This is a genomic window from Streptomyces sp. NPDC003077 (assembly GCF_040611095.1).
Classification (GTDB): Bacteria; Actinomycetota; Actinomycetes; order Streptomycetales; family Streptomycetaceae; genus Streptomyces.
Genome location: NZ_JBEXNM010000024.1, coordinates 73,849 through 89,634, shown reverse-complemented (window position 1 = coordinate 89,634; position 15,786 = coordinate 73,849). Strand labels below are relative to the sequence as shown.

Annotated in this window: 14 protein-coding genes; 7 read left to right on the top strand and 7 right to left on the bottom strand. The window is 68.5% G+C overall.

Annotated elements, in window-relative coordinates:
• Positions 1 to 100 precede the first annotated feature (100 nt).
• The 6 genes from ABZX96_RS18420 (at position 101) to ABZX96_RS18395 (ending at position 6,641) form a co-directional block, all read left to right on the top strand.
• Positions 101 to 1,591: a hypothetical protein gene (locus ABZX96_RS18420; RefSeq protein WP_355545531.1), complete on the top strand. Its 1,491-nt coding sequence runs from the start codon at positions 101 to 103 to the stop codon at positions 1,589 to 1,591.
• Positions 1,588 to 2,178: a Uma2 family endonuclease gene (locus tag ABZX96_RS18415; RefSeq protein WP_355545528.1), complete on the top strand. Its 591-nt coding sequence runs from the start codon at positions 1,588 to 1,590 to the stop codon at positions 2,176 to 2,178. Before ABZX96_RS18420 ends, ABZX96_RS18415 begins: the two co-directional genes overlap by 4 nt.
• Before the next feature lie 121 nt (positions 2,179 to 2,299).
• Entirely contained in the window at positions 2,300 to 2,803 is a 504-nt protein-coding gene (locus ABZX96_RS18410) for a hypothetical protein (protein WP_355545525.1), read from the top strand.
• Between the two features lie 21 nt (positions 2,804 to 2,824).
• Entirely contained in the window at positions 2,825 to 3,991 is a 1,167-nt protein-coding gene (locus ABZX96_RS18405) for a polymorphic toxin type 44 domain-containing protein (RefSeq protein ID WP_355545522.1), read from the top strand.
• A gap of 25 nt (positions 3,992 to 4,016) precedes the next feature.
• Positions 4,017 to 4,496 carry a hypothetical protein gene (locus tag ABZX96_RS18400; protein WP_355545519.1) on the top strand — a complete coding sequence of 160 codons (480 nt, stop codon included), beginning with the start codon at positions 4,017 to 4,019 and terminating at the stop codon, positions 4,494 to 4,496.
• Positions 4,497 to 5,024: 528 nt separating this feature from the next.
• Positions 5,025 to 6,641 (top strand): M4 family metallopeptidase, encoded by a 1,617-nt coding sequence (locus ABZX96_RS18395; RefSeq protein ID WP_355545516.1) that lies wholly within the window; start codon positions 5,025 to 5,027, stop codon positions 6,639 to 6,641.
• Positions 6,642 to 6,780: 139 nt separating this feature from the next.
• Here ABZX96_RS18395 and ABZX96_RS18390 read toward each other — a convergent pair whose 3' ends face one another.
• Entirely contained in the window at positions 6,781 to 7,248 is a 468-nt protein-coding gene (locus ABZX96_RS18390) for a hypothetical protein (protein WP_355545513.1), read from the bottom strand.
• 35 nt (positions 7,249 to 7,283) lie between these two features.
• A complete protein-coding gene (locus ABZX96_RS18385; RefSeq protein ID WP_355545510.1) occupies positions 7,284 to 8,621 on the bottom strand; it encodes an ATP-binding protein in 1,338 nt (445 codons plus the stop codon).
• A 230-nt stretch (positions 8,622 to 8,851) separates the two neighbouring features.
• On the opposite strand from ABZX96_RS18385, the gene ABZX96_RS18380 reads away from it, so the two are divergent.
• Entirely contained in the window at positions 8,852 to 10,045 is a 1,194-nt protein-coding gene (locus tag ABZX96_RS18380; protein WP_355545507.1) for a protein TolB, read from the top strand.
• 139 nt (positions 10,046 to 10,184) lie between these two features.
• Here the strand turns inward: ABZX96_RS18380 and tuf are convergent, their stop codons facing one another.
• The 5 genes from tuf to ABZX96_RS18355 all read right to left on the bottom strand — a co-directional run bounded on the left by tuf (position 10,185) and on the right by ABZX96_RS18355 (position 15,555).
• A complete protein-coding gene (gene tuf / locus ABZX96_RS18375; protein ID WP_355545504.1) occupies positions 10,185 to 11,378 on the bottom strand; it encodes an elongation factor Tu in 1,194 nt (397 codons plus the stop codon).
• Between the two features lie 158 nt (positions 11,379 to 11,536).
• Positions 11,537 to 13,657: an elongation factor G gene (fusA, locus tag ABZX96_RS18370; protein ID WP_355545502.1), complete on the bottom strand. Its 2,121-nt coding sequence runs from the start codon at positions 13,655 to 13,657 to the stop codon at positions 11,537 to 11,539.
• Positions 13,658 to 13,696: 39 nt separating this feature from the next.
• Complete coding sequence (gene rpsG / locus ABZX96_RS18365) at positions 13,697 to 14,167, bottom strand: 30S ribosomal protein S7 (RefSeq protein ID WP_242583584.1); 471 nt, start codon at positions 14,165 to 14,167, stop codon at positions 13,697 to 13,699.
• A 2-nt stretch (positions 14,168 to 14,169) separates the two neighbouring features.
• Positions 14,170 to 14,541, bottom strand: a complete 372-nt coding sequence (gene rpsL / locus ABZX96_RS18360) for a 30S ribosomal protein S12 (protein WP_003948652.1) — start codon at positions 14,539 to 14,541, stop codon at positions 14,170 to 14,172.
• A gap of 537 nt (positions 14,542 to 15,078) precedes the next feature.
• Positions 15,079 to 15,555: a DUF1707 and DUF4190 domain-containing protein gene (locus ABZX96_RS18355; RefSeq protein ID WP_355545597.1), complete on the bottom strand. Its 477-nt coding sequence runs from the start codon at positions 15,553 to 15,555 to the stop codon at positions 15,079 to 15,081.
• Positions 15,556 to 15,786 lie beyond the last annotated feature (231 nt).

The window sequence follows — 15,786 nt, the reverse complement described above, 5'->3', positions numbered from 1 at the left end:
CAGGCTCGCCCCCGACAACACCAGACATGCGACGGCCCCCGCCGGGACGAGCAATCCCGAACGAGGGCCTGACCGCCAAGGAAGATCAGGACTTCCCTAGATGGCTGAGCCGCAGCTTAGCGGGCCAGAGCCCGCCCTTTCCGGCATTCGCCGGGTGATCCACCAGTCCCTTGACCGAGCCGAAGCGGCCTTGATGCCGCCGTCCGGCCCCATTCCCCTCGCGTCCCTGGTCCGGGCCTCGCTCCGGCCGACAGGCGGCAGCGGCGACCACGTACGCGAAGCCCGTATCCCGCGGCCCGCACCGGCGCGTCCCTCCGCAACCGTCTCCGATCGCCCACGCCGCCCCACCCGAACACCCGGACATGGGCACCGGCCGCCCCGCACGCATGCCCCCGTACGCAGGCCGTCCGCCGGGGGCGTCGAGAAGGTCACCGAGTACCACCACGACCGGTACGAGATCGTCGGCCACCACCTCAGCAGGCACCCGGAACTCGATCTCCTGGCCATCGGGCTGGGGGTGCACATCCAGTCCCTGCCGCCCGGTTCGCCGGTGGACATCAAGACGCTGGCGGCCCGCTTCCCGCAGGGGCGCCGGCTGATCGCGGCGGCGCTGCGGCAGCTTGAGGACTGCGGCTACCTGGAACGCGCCCGGGAACGCACCCCGGACGGCCGCATCGTCACCCGCACCACCTACTACAACCACCCGGAGGCCACCCGCGCCCGGCGCGCCGGGGAGCCGCACGTACCGGAACGGCCGGGGACGGGCGGCAAGCCGGAGCGCCCGGCCCCCGGCCATCTCCCGGCCCCGATGGCGGATACGCCCCACCGGCCCTCTCGGCCCACCAACGCGGCCCCTCCCCCGCCGCCGCCCGCACCGCCCGGGCATTCGCCCAGCTCACAGCCCTCCGTTTCGGAAGCCCCGGAGGCCCCGTCCAGCGCGGCGCCTCGTACGACGCTCACCAACAACGGCGAGTCGCCCCACCCGCAAGCCGATCCCCCGTCCGCGCTCGACGACAGCCGCACGTCACCCGGCCCGGCCCCGTCCGACTTCGCACCCTCCATGCCGTTCGCACCGCCCGAGCCGCCCGACACCCGACCGCCGACACCACCCAGCACCCCCGCCCCCGCTCCCCCTCCCCGCCGGGCTTCGTCACCCCTCCCCCGCCCCAGCACCCCCGACCAGGACCGCGCCGACACCGCCACCGCCCTGCTCATCAACCTCCGCCACGCGGACCGCCGCCTCCTGCTCTCCGAACGGGACGTTCGCCGCCTGGCCCCGGCCGTCGCGGCCTGGCTGGAGCGCGGCGCCGCACCCGACGCCGTACGAGGTGTCCTGATCACGGCACTCCCCGGTGACCTGCGCCAACCGGCCGCCCTACTCGGCCACCGCCTCACCGCCTTGCTGCCACCGGCCCCCACCCCGACCCCGACCCCACCGGCGCCCTCGCAGCCATCCGGCCATCCCTTCGACAACTGCGACATGTGCGACCGGGCCATCCGCGCCAACGGCCCGAAACGCTGCCGCGACTGCCGCGAGGAACACGGCGACGCGCCGCCCGTCGTCGTCCCCCATGACGAACAGAGTCCGTGACCAGTCCGGCAGAGCCCCCAGGCAACGGCGTTCGTTCGTACCGAGACCTCCGAGACGACGTCATACGGATACGGGAGAACGTCCCCGGCAAACTGGAGATCTCCAACGGCGTGATCGTCCACGACCCGGCCGCGCCGAATGGCCTGCATGAGCTGACAGCGGCCCGGATCAGCCGACGCCTGGAAAAGGTCATGCCGGAAGGTCTGCTGGCCCACACCGGCACAGCACCCGATGTCGAGGACGTGCTGCAAGGCGTGCTGCGCCACCCCGACGTCACGGTCATTGCCGAGGCTGACATGGCGGCCGACGGGCCGCTCGATCCCCGCGCCCTCATCGCCGCCATCGAGGTCGTCTCCCGTTCGAACCCCGGCAACGACTGGGTTGGCAAGATCCGGGACTATCCGCTGCTCGGCGTCCCCGTCTACGCGATCTTCGATCTGCGGACCGGCTCGGGTGCGGTGCTGTCCGATATCCGCCCCACCCCGTCCGGCCCTCGCTATGCGATGCGCAAGGACTTCGTCTACGGCGAGGACGTCACGATCGCGGAATGGACGATTCCGACCGGTGGCCTGCCCCGGTACTCGTAGAAAACGGAGTCCTGGAAAACAGGGTCCCGGAAACCGGAATCCTGGAAACCGGAATCCGTCCGCCCGCTCACCCCGCCCCGCTCCCGACCACCCATGAGCGGCATACGCAAACTTTCAGGGCATGAACGGCAAGGCGTCGCTTTCCTCCCGCGTCAAGACCCTTTTCCCGCCGAACCCCGAGACACCGGCCTGCCTCACTGTTACCCTCCCGCCAAGGATTTGCGCTCCACGAATTGAACGCCGGGAAAGGCGGGATGCTCTGATGGTCGCACCAAACGAAGGAACGGGGACGGGCACCACACGGCTGGACGACCCGGAATCGCTGAAACGATCCGGGAACGGCGCCAACGAATTAGCGGGCCTCTTGAAAACCCATTCGGCGGCCGTCGACGACGAAACGAAATCGGCGTCCGGAGCCTTCAAAATGGACTTCTGGTACGGCAGCCTGGGCGTTTCCATCGAATCCGTTCTCTCCACGTGGCAGAGCCAGACAACGGCCCTGGTCAACAAGTGCCGCGATCTGCATGACAAGTGTGTCGCGACATCGGACAACTATCTACAGTCCGAGCACGCCAACGTGGGCGCGATGAAAAACGTACGCCCTGACGACTCACCGTTCGGCTGAGGAACAGGGAGAAGCGGCGCAGTGATCAAATACGAGCAGCTGTACCACGCGAATTTGGATGCGCTCAGCAAGGCCGCGGAAGCATGGGAGACGGCGGTCAGGAAATTGACCGAGTTGGGCACCACCCTCTCCGACACCGTGGACAAGCCGTTCCGGGCCGCCGGCTGGTCCAGCTCCGACTCCTCGTCCGAGACGGCCGGCAAGCTCCTCGCGGACATGTCGCAGGAGTTCCGGGACGCCGCCGCCGAGGCCCGGGGAATCCACTCCGCCCTGTCCCAGGCGCACGACGAACTAAAGAAGTGCAAGGACGAGCTTCTACAGCTCGCCGATTCCGAGGCACAGAGCCAGGGCCTGCTTGTCACCGGCACCGGCGAGGTGAAACCGCGCTTCGACCTCTCCCGGGACCCGGGAACCCTGCACGACCCCGATGGCCCGCGAGCCATCCAGGAGCAGCAACGCAAGTGCGAGGACTTCGCGGCTCGCCTCACGAAGGTGCTGGACCGTGCGAGCCAGGTGGACACCCAGGCGTCCTGGGCCCTCAAGAACAACGCGGGAGGGAACAAGTCCGATTTCAACCCGACCGTCGTCACCCGGATCGACGAAGCCGAGAAGTATATGAAGAGCGAAAAGCGCTTCACCGATGCGGAGACCTACATCTTCAGCGAGATGAAGACCAATATGAAGTCGGACGAGGTGCGTGCCATCCAGGCTCTTCTGCGTCCGCCGAAATGGTACGAGATCGGCAGGAATCCCGGCAGCGAGACCACGGCCGCCCTCACCATGTGGTTCGCGAAAGTCGCGCCGCACCAGGACTGGGACCACAAGCCCAAACTCACCGAACGGTACGACCTGAAGAAGTCCGACGATTTCTACTTCAAGCAGCCGAACTCTCAGAAGGAGGTCTTCTACGACATCTATTCCAACATCCACTACGGGTACGTGGGAAGGGCGGCCGGTTTCGACCAGAAAACCCTGATCGAGGGAGCCTCGGTGGGCGAAAGCATGTTCACCGGTGATGACGACGAAGGCGACCAGATCACCATGCGCGTCGGCATGGAGCTGTACGACAAGTACGGCGAGAACATGACGCAGGAACAACTGCACCAAGGAATACAGGACGCCATGACCCGCATGGAGAAGGCGAAGGCGGAAGGAAAGGACGTCCCGCAGATCCGGGACGTCAAATAGCGGCTACGGCCCGGAGCCCCGTGCCATGCCTTCGCTCCCTCAGTCGTTCGTCACCCTCGTACAGGAACTACAGCAGATACAGGAGCACCGGATGTCAGGAAGCCCGGCGGAGCCCGCGACGGCCCCCCAGTCCCGCACCAGGTTCGGCGGATGCGTGATCGCCCCGCTCGTCGGCGGCCTCGTCGCCCTGGTGGGGACCTTCCTCCTCGGCCGTATCTGGCAGGCCTGTGACATCGGGGTCAACGCCGCGGCGAACGGGTTCGGGCTGCTCCTCGCCTTCGTCCCGGCCTGGGCGCTGGCCACTGCCTGGTGGGGGATGTCCCTGCTGGTGGTGGGCAGGCGCAGCAAGGCCGCGGCGCTGGTCCTGGCGGTGCTCGGGTCGCTGGCGGTCGTCTGGGGGCTGGTGGCCTGGCAGCACGAACCGGGCGGGAGCTATCCCGTCAGCCAGGCATCCTGCGCACCGGACAACGTGCCCCGGTGGTGGCCCGGGTGGCTTCCGGTGTGACGCGACGCGCCGGGCCCGGGCTTCCGCACCGTCCTCGCGTTCCCCAACCCAGCCCGCCCGCGCGGGTGACGGACCGACGGCGCGGACACGGACCGACGGGGCGGAGGGACTGACAGCCCGGACGGACAGACGACGCGGACGGACACACAGCCCGGACGGGCTGACGACGCGGACGGACAGACCACGCGGATGACGGCTCGATGGCGCGGCGGTGACGGAGGGAACGGCACCGGAGACGGCAGCGGAAAGCCGCCATGGCGGCACGGCGACCCGCACGCCGCACCCCGCCTTCAAACCTTCATTCCACCCACCCCCCGCACCACCCCCACTTCACCGCAAATCGGTGTCGAACGACCGGCATTCGTAAAACCAACTGTCAAATCCTTGTTGCAGACCTGTCAAAACCGATCAGGAACTGGCACCCTCTCCTCTCGATTCACTCCTGCTTCACCGGGCGGTCCAGCACCGGTCGCCCGGCCCCCCTCTGGACAGGCCGCCTCACCCGGCGGCCCGCGCAAGGAGATTGAGTTGAGACGACTGTCTGCCACCCCCCGCAAGAACGGCCTGCGTGCCGCCGCGCTCGTCGCCTCCGCCGCAATGGTCGCGGTCGCCTTCCAGAGCGGCTCGGCGACCGCGCAGCCGGACGCGGCGAGCGACGCCTTCGCCCTCCCGCTCTCCGCGTCGCAGCGCGTGACCGCCATCAAGGCCGCGCAGGCCGATGCCGGTGACACCGCCGGCAAGCTCGGCCTGGGCGCCAAGGAGAAGCTGGTCGCCAAGGACGTCATCAAGGACGCCGACGGCACCGTGCACACCCGTTACGAGCGCACCTACGAGGGCCTGCCCGTCCTCGGCGGCGACCTCGTCGTGCACGAGAAGAAGAACGGCTCGCACTCCGTCGACAAGGCGACGAGCGCGAAGATAGCCGTGCCGACCACCGCCGCCGCCCAGCCGACCGCGTCCGCGGAGAAGAGCGCGCTGGCCGCCGCCAAGGCGGAGAAGACCACCAAGGCCGACTCCAAGTCGCCGCGCAAGGTCATCTGGGCCGCCTCCGGCAAGCCCGTCCTCGCGTACGAGACCGTCGTCACCGGCGTCCAGAAGGACGGCACGCCGAGCGAGCTCCAGGTCGTCACCGACGCCAAGACCGGCAAGAAGCTGTTCCAGAACGAGCGGGTGCACACCGGTACCGGCACCAGCACCTACAGCGGCACGGTCCCGCTGACCACCACCAAGAGCGGCACCACCTACAACCTGACCGACGGTGCGCGCGGCGGTCACAAGACGTACGACCTGCGGCAGGGCAGCTCCGGCACCGGCACGCTGTTCACCGACGCGGACGACGTGTGGGGCGGCGGCCGGCAGACCGCGGGCGTGGACGCGCACTACGGCGCGGCCGTGACCTGGGACTACTACAAGAACGTGCTCGGCCGGAACGGCATCCGCAACGACGGACGCGGCGCGTACTCGCGGGTTCACTACGGCAACAGCTACGTCAACGCCTTCTGGCAGGACTCCTGCTTCTGCATGACGTACGGCGACGGCCAGAACAACGCCAACCCGCTGACCGCGCTGGACGTGGCCGCCCACGAGATGAGCCACGGCGTCACCTCGGCCACCGCCAACCTGAACTACAGCGGTGAGTCCGGCGGCCTGAACGAGGCGACGTCCGACATCTTCGGCACGGCGACCGAGTTCTACGCCAACAACAGCGTCGACAAGGGCGACTACCTCATCGGCGAGAAGATCAACATCAACGGTGACGGCACCCCGCTGCGCTACATGGACAAGCCCTCCAAGGACGGCGCGTCCAAGGACTACTGGTCCTCCTCGCTCGGCAACGTGGACGTCCACTACTCCTCGGGCCCGGCCAACCACTTCTTCTACCTGCTCTCCGAGGGCAGCGGCGCCAAGACCATCAACGGCGTGAGCTACAACAGCCCCACCTACGACGGCTCCAAGGTCACCGGCATCGGCCGCGCCAAGGCCGAGAAGATCTGGTACCGCGCCCTGACCACGTACTTCACCTCCACCACGAAGTACGCCGGCGCCCGCACCGGCACCCTGAAGGCGGCTGCCGACCTGTACGGCGCCAACAGCACCGAGTACAAGACGGTCGCGGCGGCCTGGACCGCGATCAACGTGAAGTGATCCATTCGGATCACTGATCGGCCGACCAGCCGATCCACCGTCCCGAGCGCGTCACCTGGTGGTCATGGGCGCGCTCAATGGCGGCAGCATCGCGGCCCCGCCGGCATCGCCCGGCGGGGCCGCGGGCGTGCGGAGGCTGTCAGGGCAGCTCGGCCCACGTCCCCATGGTGGCCTCCAGTGTCCAGATACGAACCCGGGCCCGCGCACGGGAGGCGTAGAGGTCCCGTTCGGCCACGATCGTCAGATCGCCGGTGCCGAGCTGCTGCCGCACGGCGTGCTCGGCCAGATCCATGCCCGTGCTTCCTCCGTCGCACAGGGAGGACAGGAAGGCGCCGCCCCACGTTCGCTCGTGCAGCACCCACGGGGCCTCGCCCCTGGCGGTCTTCCGCAGCATCTTCATGAAGGCGGTGGCGCAGCGGCGGCGGGCCGCGCCGTCCTTGACCTGGAAGACGTGGTTGCCGGTCTCGACAAGGGTGGCGGTCGGCAGGACGAACCGCACACCCGCCGCCAGCCTGGCGTCCATCTCCGCCAGTACGGCAGACCGGTGAGCGTTCATGTGGGGGACGTCGAGGATCTCCACGAAGACGGATGTGTCGAGGAAATCCACGACCGGTAGCGGTAAGCCCGCCTGTCGTTGCCTGCTCACAGCTCCCTCAAGAAGTCCTCAACGCTGACCGGCCCCGCGTCTCTCGGCCGCACGGCCTGAGGCAGCCGCCCCTTGGACACGGCATCTCCCAGATCACCCGCGGCGAGCAGATCCACGTACCCCGGCAGTTCCGTCAGCGGCGTCAGTCTGCTCTCGCCGGTGTCGCCGTCGCGGGTGCATACGACCACTCCCCCGTGGTCCTGGGCGGTGAGCGCGTTGAGCAGGGCCGGGCTGTGGGTGGTGAACAGGACATCCACCCGTCGCCGCCGGGACTCCTCTCGCATCAGTCGAAGGACCCGGGCGGCCTGGGTGGGATAGAGGCCGTTCTCGATCTCCTCGATCACCAGGTGGCGCCGTGCCGCCATGCCGTCCCCGCCGTCTTCCGGGGCCGTGCTGAGCAGGGCCGTACCGAAGGCGAGGAAGCGCAGCATGCCGTCACTGAGCAGGCGGGCGGGAACGTCGTGCTCCCTGCCGTGGAAACCGGCCTCCCGCAGCACGAGCTGCACGTCGCCCAGCGCCGTTCCCACCTTGTCCACCGCGCGGACCGGGTACTCCGGCATGCCCGCGACCAGCTCGGTGAGCCGGGCGAAGGCGTCCGGGTCGGCGTGTTCCAGGCCGGCTACGGCGGCGCTGAGGTTGTCGGCGTTGCGGCGGAGTTCGGAGTCCTGCGCGTTGACGTACTGCCGCATCAGGTGTGGGACGGGGTCCAGCAGGAACACGTCCCGCAGCACACCGAGCACCTCGCCCGCCGCCTGGTGGACCAAGCGGGTCGCCTCACTGGTGAGGGGGATCCGGACCGGCACCTGGCCGAGGAGCAGCCGGTCGGCGGCGAACGGCACGGCCGGCTCCACACCGCGCCTGCCGTTGAAGTGCCGCGCTTCCACCTGGCCCGCTGTTCCCTCGTCCGAGGGTTCGAAGTCCAGCAGCACCACGCCACGCGCGAGCCGTCGCCCCGCGTAGCGGACCCCTTCCACCGCGGTCAGCCGTTCGCTCACTATCCGCAGCTCCGGATGGACGCCGACGCGTACGTCCAGGTCGTATACCGCCTCACCGGAGCGCACCCGGCAGCCGACGGCGAACTCCGTCTCCTCCAACGGCGCACACCCCACGGCCCCGCCCCGGATCTGGTCCGCACCCGAGCGCGTCCCGTCCAGGGCCTCCCGCAGCGGCTCGCCGGACGCCAGCCGGGACAGGACCATCAGCGCGTCGAGGGCGTTGGACTTGCCGCTGCCGTTGCGGCCGATCAGCACGGTGAGGTCCTGAAGAGGGAGGCGCTGCCCGGTGAAGCTCTTGAATGACGTCAGGCGGACTTCCTCCAGTCGGGGCGTCTGCACCGCGTACCTCTCTCCCTCGTACCGCACGCCGGGGCCGCCACGGCGGCGCTCCCTCAGCTAACCCCACCCGCCCGGCCCCGTCCAACGCCGCCCCCCACCCCCGCGCGGACTCCCGATCACCCACCCAGGTTGTACGCCTTCGGACGCATTGACCCGCCCGAAGGTGGTGCGTTTGCATCCTTACGGGCCTCCGGCGCAGGGCCGGGGCACACGGGTCTCCGGGGGGAAACATGACCGCTCCGCGCCGTACGACCGCCAACGACGCCCGCCGCGCCACCGCGACGACCGGCCGCCCGAGCACAACACGAAACACCGTCCGCCCCACCCTCGCCGCCCTGATCGGCGCGCTCGCCCTCGCCCTCCTGCCGGGCACTCCGGCCACCGCGAGCCCGGACAGACCCGAAACGCGGCACGGCACCAGGACGACCAAGCCCCGCACCGAGCGCGTCAGCACCACCCCCACCAACGCCGAAGCCAACGGCGCCTCCCGTGGCGCGGTGATCAGCGCCGACGGCCGGTACGTCGCCTTCACCTCGAACGCGACCAACCTGACGCCGGACCCGCACAACCCGCACCTCCCCGCCACCTACGTCAAGGACCTGCACACCGGCGCCGTCACCTTCGTCCGCGACGGGCTGAGCGGTGTGCGGATCAGCGCGGACGGGCGGTGCGTGGGCACCAACGACTTCGGGGCCCGCGACATCCAGGGCTTCGTGAACGACCTGCAGGCGGGCACCCGGGAAGCGCTCGGCTCCGCCCACGGCGGCAGCCGGATCACCGCGCTCAGCGGCGACTGCCGGTACGCCGTCTACACCGCCTACCCGAACCACCCCGCCGACCCGCAGCGCGTCCACCTGCGCGACCGCACGACCGGCGAGAACACCGTCGTCAGCCACGAGCCGACACCCGAGCAGTACGACATGGCCGACGGCTCGCTCAGCGCCGACGGACGCGTCCTCGCCTACCGCGCCCACCGCCGCCTCGGCGACGGCCCCGACCGCGACGACATCATCGTCGTGGACCTGCGCACCGGGCAGCGCCAGCAGCTTGATGGCTCGCACGACGACGCCACCGCCGGCCTCGTCCAGCTCAGCGCCAACGGACGGGCGGTGGCCTACAACGTCGGCACGGACGCGTACGTGCACGATCTGCGCACCGGGCGCACGAAGCGGCTGGACGATGCCCGGGGCCGGGCCCTGAGCCCGGACGGCGGGCACCTCCTCTACACCGACGGCGCCACCGGGACCGTGCGCCTGCGCGACCTGCGGTCCGGCGCCGACCATTTCGTCGCCCCGCACGGGGGCGCCGAGCCGGGCGCACTGACCGCACACGGCCGGATGGCCGTCTTCGCCTCCGCCGCCGACGATCTGGTGCCCTCGGACACCAACAACGCCGCCGACGTCTTCGTCCGGCGCCGGCGGTGATCCGACCCCGCACGGCGAACCCGAAAACAAAAGGCCCCGAAGAAACCCCGTGAAAACAAAAAGGGACCCCGCTCACCCAAAAGGTGAACGGGGTCCCTCGAAGCAGCTCAGCGAGCTACCAGGTCAAACCGTCAGGTGATTACTTGACGATCTTGGTGACCTGGCCGGCGCCCACGGTCCGGCCACCCTCACGGATGGCGAACTTCAGGCCCTCCTCCATGGCGACCGGCTGGATCAGCTGGACCGACATCTCGGTGTTGTCGCCCGGCATGACCATCTCGGTGCCCTCGGGGAGGGTCACGACGCCGGTCACGTCCGTGGTACGGAAGTAGAACTGCGGGCGGTAGTTGTTGAAGAACGGGGTGTGGCGGCCACCCTCGTCCTTCGACAGGATGTACGCCTGCGCCTCGAACTCCGTGTGCGGGGTGACCGAGCCCGGCTTGATGATGACCTGGCCGCGCTCGACGTCCTCGCGCTTGATGCCGCGGAGCAGCAGACCGACGTTCTCACCGGCCTGGCCCTCGTCGAGCAGCTTGCGGAACATCTCGATGCCGGTGACCGTGGTGGTGGTCTTCTCCTGCTTGATGCCGATGATGTCAACGGTCTCGTTGACCTTCAGGACACCACGCTCGATACGACCGGTGACGACGGTGCCACGACCGGTGATCGTGAAGACGTCCTCGATCGGCATCAGGAACGGCTTGTCGACGTCGCGCTCCGGCTGCGGGATCGACTCGTCGACGGCGGCCATCAGGTTGAGGACCGACTGGCCCCACTCCTTGTCGCCCTCCAGGGCCTTCAGAGCGGAGACCTTGACGACCGGAACGTCGTCGCCGGGGAACTCGTACTCGGAGAGGAGCTCACGGACCTCGAGCTCGACGAGCTCCAGGATCTCCTCGTCGTCCACCATGTCGGCCTTGTTCAGGGCGACAACGATGTAGGGAACGCCGACCTGGCGGGCCAGGAGCACGTGCTCCTTGGTCTGCGGCATCGGGCCGTCGGTCGCGGCGACCACCAGGATCGCGCCGTCCATCTGGGCGGCACCGGTGATCATGTTCTTGATGTAGTCCGCGTGACCGGGGCAGTCGACGTGGGCGTAGTGACGCGACTCGGTCTGGTACTCGACGTGCGCGATGGAGATGGTGATACCGCGCTGGCGCTCCTCAGGAGCCTTGTCGATCTGGTCGAACGCCGAGGCCTCGTTCAGGTCCGGGTACGCGTCGTGCAGCACCTTGGTAATGGCCGCCGTGAGGGTGGTCTTACCGTGGTCGATGTGACCGATGGTGCCGATGTTGACGTGCGGCTTAGTCCGCTCGAACTTCGCCTTCGCCACTGGGGTCCTCCTGTGGAGTGGTTCTGTACGCCTTACTCATCGGCGCCAGGTGATCTTTGCTGGGGTGCCGGCCGCCGGGGCCATCCTCACGGATGGCGGGGTTGGCCCCGGCGGACGGTGTCAAGCCTAAAGCGTGTTCCGACTCGGGGGAGACGGGACTACTCGCCCTTGGCCTTCGCGATGATCTCCTCGGCGACGTTCCGCGGAACCTCGGCGTAGGAGTCGAACTGCATCGAGTAGCTCGCGCGACCCGACGTCTTGCTGCGGAGGTCTCCGACGTAGCCGAACATCTCCGAGAGCGGAACCAGGCCCGTGACGAGCTTGGCGCCGCTGCGGTCCTCCATGGACTGGATCTGACCGCGGCGCGAGTTGATGTCGCCGATGACGTCACCCATGTAGTCCTCGGGCGTCGTCACCTCGACCTTCATCATCGGCTCCAGCAGGGCCGGGCTGGCCTTGCGGGCGGCCTCCTTGAAGGCCATCGAACCGGCGATCTTGAAGGCCATCTCGGACGAGTCGACCTCGTGGTACGCGCCGTCGTGAAGGGTGACCTTCACGCCGGTCAGCGGGTAGCCGGCGAGAACACCGAACTCCATGGCCTCCTGGCAGCCCGCGTCGACCGAGGGGATGTACTCCCGCGGGATGCGGCCACCGGTGACCTTGTTCTCGAACTCGTACCCGTCGCCCTCAAGCGGCTCGATCGAGATCTGCACCTTGGCGAACTGGCCGGAACCACCAGTCTGCTTCTTGTGCGTGTAGTCGACCTTCTCGACGGTCTTGCGCAGCGTCTCGCGGTACGCGACCTGCGGCTTGCCGACGTTGGCCTCGACCTTGAACTCGCGCTTCATACGGTCGACCAGCACGTCGAGGTGCAGCTCGCCCATACCCGCGATGATGGTCTGGCCGGTCTCCTCGTCGGTGTGGACCTGGAAGGACGGGTCCTCCTCGGCGAGGCGCTGGATCGCGATGCCCAGCTTCTCCTGGTCGCCCTTCGACTTGGGCTCGATGGCGACCTGGATGACCGGGGCCGGGAACTCCATCGACTCCAGGATCACCTGGTCGGACGCGTCGCAGAGGGTCTCACCGGTGGTGGTCTGCTTCAGACCCATGACGGCGACGATGTCACCGGCACCCACCGACTCGATCTCCTCACGCTTGTTCGCGTGCATCCGGTAGATCTTGCCGATGCGCTCCTTCTTGCCCTTCACGGAGTTCTGCACCTGGGTGCCGGTCTCCATGCGGCCGGAGTACACGCGGACGAACGTGAGCTTGCCGAGGTGCGGGTCGCTCATGATCTTGAAGGCCAGGCCGGAGAACGGGGCCTCGTCGGAGGGCTCGCGCTTGACGACCTCCTCGGAGTCCTTCACCGAGTGGCCCTCGACGGCGCCGATGTCCAGCGGCGACGGGAGGTAGCGCACGACCGCGTCGAGCAGGGGCTGCACGCCCTTGTTCTTGAACGCGGTACCACAGAACACCGGGGTGACCGTGGTGGTGCCCTTGCCGGTCGAAGCGATGGTGATACGGCGGATCGCCGCGTACAGCTGCTCCTCGGTGGGCTCCTGGCCCTCCAGGTACAGCTCCATCATGTCTTCGTCGTTCTCGGCGACGGCCTCAAGCAGCTTGCCGCGCCACTCGTCGGCGGCCTCGACGTGCGTCTCGGGGATGTCGACGACGTCGTACATCTCGCCCTTGGCGGCCTCGGCGGACCACACCAGGGCCTTCATACGGACCAGGTCGACGACGCCCTTGAAGTCCGCCTCGGTGCCGATCGGCAGCTGCATGACCAGCGGCACCGCGCCCAGGCGGTCCACGATCATGTCGACGCAGCGGTGGAACTCCGCGCCGGTCCGGTCGAGCTTGTTGACGAAGCAGATACGCGGGACGCCGTAGCGGTCCGCCTGACGCCAGACGGTCTCGGACTGCGGCTCAACACCGGCGACGCCGTCGAACACCGTCACGGCACCGTCGAGGACGCGCAGCGAGCGCTCCACCTCGACGGTGAAGTCGACGTGCCCCGGGGTGTCGATGATGTTGATGGTGTGGTCAACGTCGTTCAGCGGCCAGTGGCAGGTCGTCGCGGCAGACGTGATCGTGATGCCGCGCTCCTGCTCCTGCTCCATCCAGTCCATCGTGGCAGCGCCGTCGTGGACTTCACCGATCTTGTAGCTGACGCCGGTGTAGAACAGGATCCGCTCGGTGGTGGTCGTCTTGCCCGCGTCGATGTGGGCCATGATCCCGATGTTGCGGACCTTGGCCAGGTCAAGCGAAGTGGTGGCCATAGTGGCTCAGTCTTCTCTCGGTCTCGATGTGGGTAGCGACTACCAGCGGTAGTGCGCGAAGGCCTTGTTGGACTCGGCCATCTTGTGGGTGTCCTCACGCTTCTTGACGGAAGCGCCGAGGCCGTTGGAGGCGTCCAGCAGCTCGTTCATGAGGCGCTCGGTCATGGTCTTCTCGCGACGGGCGCGGGAGTAACCGACCAGCCAGCGCAGCGCCAGGGTGGACGCACGGCCGGGCTTGACCTCGACCGGCACCTGGTAGGTGGCGCCACCGACACGGCGGGACTTGACCTCAAGGGTCGGCTTGATGTTCTCCAGCGCGCGCTTGAGCGTGATGACCGGGTCGTTGCCGGTCTTCTCGCGCAGACCCTCCATGGCGCCGTAAACGATGCGCTCGGCGGTGGAGCGCTTGCCGTTCAGCAGGACCTTGTTGATGAGGGAGGTCACCAGAGGAGAGCTGTAGACCGGGTCGATGATGACCGGGCGCTTCGGGGCGGGGCCCTTACGAGGCATTCTTACTTCTCCTTCTTGGCGCCGTAGCGGCTGCGAGCCTGCTTGCGGTTCTTGACGCCCTGCGTGTCGAGGGAGCCGCGGATGATCTTGTAACGAACACCCGGCAGGTCCTTCACACGGCCGCCACGCACGAGCACGATCGAGTGCTCCTGCAGGTTGTGGCCCTCACCCGGAATGTAAGCGGTGACCTCGATCCCGCTGGTCAGACGCACACGCGCGACCTTACGCAGGGCCGAGTTCGGCTTCTTCGGGGTGGTCGTGAACACACGCGTGCAGACGCCGCGGCGCTGGGGCGAACCCTCCAGTGCGGGCGTCTTGTTCTTCTCGACCTTGTCCTGCCGGCCCTTGCGGACCAGCTGCTGGATCGTAGGCACCGTTTCTCCGGTTTCTGTGTGCCGTCTCGGTAAAGCTAACCTGGAACTTCGCCGACCCACGCGGTCGGGTGTGTCGAATACCGCAGACCCCTCGCGCCGGCGAGGAAGGCGGCGGATTGCGGTGTCGGAGCCCGCTTTCGTGCGGACGAATGCACGCACGGCAGCATGAGGGGACACCCCAGGCACAAGGTCAGAGCGTACCTACCGCATGGGCTGCGGTCAAAACAAATGCACATGCGAAGGAGACGCCGGACCCCCCGGCGCTGCGGCCACCGTAGTGGGACAAAGGTCCCTTACGGAAGGAGGCGACGACACGGGAAAACCTCCGGCGCACACCGTACGCCCCAGGCCCGCGAGGGCGCGCCGCGGGGAGCCCGAACGCGCCGACGGGGCCGTTGAGCGCCACCACCGGCCGCTCACGGCGACCGGCCCGGGCCTTGGCGCCGCACCCCGGAAGCCGCTCCCCTACCACACATCCGGTTCAGGCGCACTCCGTACACACCCGCTCACCGAACGACGCGTCGGCCCCGTCCAGCCTCACCGCACGCTGAACATCACCGCCACCATCAGCATCACGACGATCAGCGCACCCGCGCCGATGCCGAGCCACCCCATGATCAGCCCGGCCAGCGCGAAGCCGTCCCCGCGCTCACCCGTCCGGCGGATCTCGGCTCGTGCCTTGTGGCCCAGGATGACCGCCGGAATGGCCGAGATCCCGACGATCGGCACCAGGATGCCGCAGACCAGGGCCCCCGTCGCCGTCCCGTTGACGGGCGGGAGCACCGGCGCCACCGGTGCGAACGTCGCCGGTACCGCCGGCTGCTGCGGAGTGAACGGCGCCGACGCCGGCCCCACCGGCAGGTCGCCCACCAGGCTCTGCAGCTCGCCGTGCGTCTGCGCCTCGTAGGCGCGCCCCATCCGCAGTTCGTACTCCTGCTGCGTCAGGCGCCCCTCGGCGAACCCCGCCTTGAGCACGTCCACCGCGCGCTCGCGGTCCGCGTGCGAGGCACGCATCGCCGGCGTCTGTCCCTGTCCCGACGGCTGAACGGGCTTGCCGCCCTGCCACGGCTCGAATGCCACCCCGACCACCTCCCCCAACCTCTAGAGGCCAGTGCACCCATCCATCAGTACGCGCGAGATGACCGATCGGTTCCCCGGGGAACCGATCGTCCGCCCCGAGGGACCGTTCGTCCGACCACAGTAAGTCAGCCCGGGCCCGGAGCGCGCCCCCGTGGACACGCCAGA

Coding starts and splice junctions, on each gene's coding strand:
- ABZX96_RS18400 (WP_355545519.1), top strand. CDS start 4,017: ATGCCTTCGCTCCCTCAGTCGTTCGTCACCCTCGTACAGGAACTACAG.
- ABZX96_RS18355 (WP_355545597.1), bottom strand. CDS start 15,555: ATGCGTGCCTCGCACGCGGACCGCGAGCGCGCGGTGGACGTGCTCAAG.
- ABZX96_RS18410 (WP_355545525.1), top strand. CDS start 2,300: ATGAACGGCAAGGCGTCGCTTTCCTCCCGCGTCAAGACCCTTTTCCCG.
- ABZX96_RS18380 (WP_355545507.1), top strand. CDS start 8,852: ATGACCGCTCCGCGCCGTACGACCGCCAACGACGCCCGCCGCGCCACC.
- fusA (WP_355545502.1), bottom strand. CDS start 13,657: ATGGCCACCACTTCGCTTGACCTGGCCAAGGTCCGCAACATCGGGATC.
- rpsG (WP_242583584.1), bottom strand. CDS start 14,167: ATGCCTCGTAAGGGCCCCGCCCCGAAGCGCCCGGTCATCATCGACCCG.
- ABZX96_RS18420 (WP_355545531.1), top strand. CDS start 101: ATGGCTGAGCCGCAGCTTAGCGGGCCAGAGCCCGCCCTTTCCGGCATT.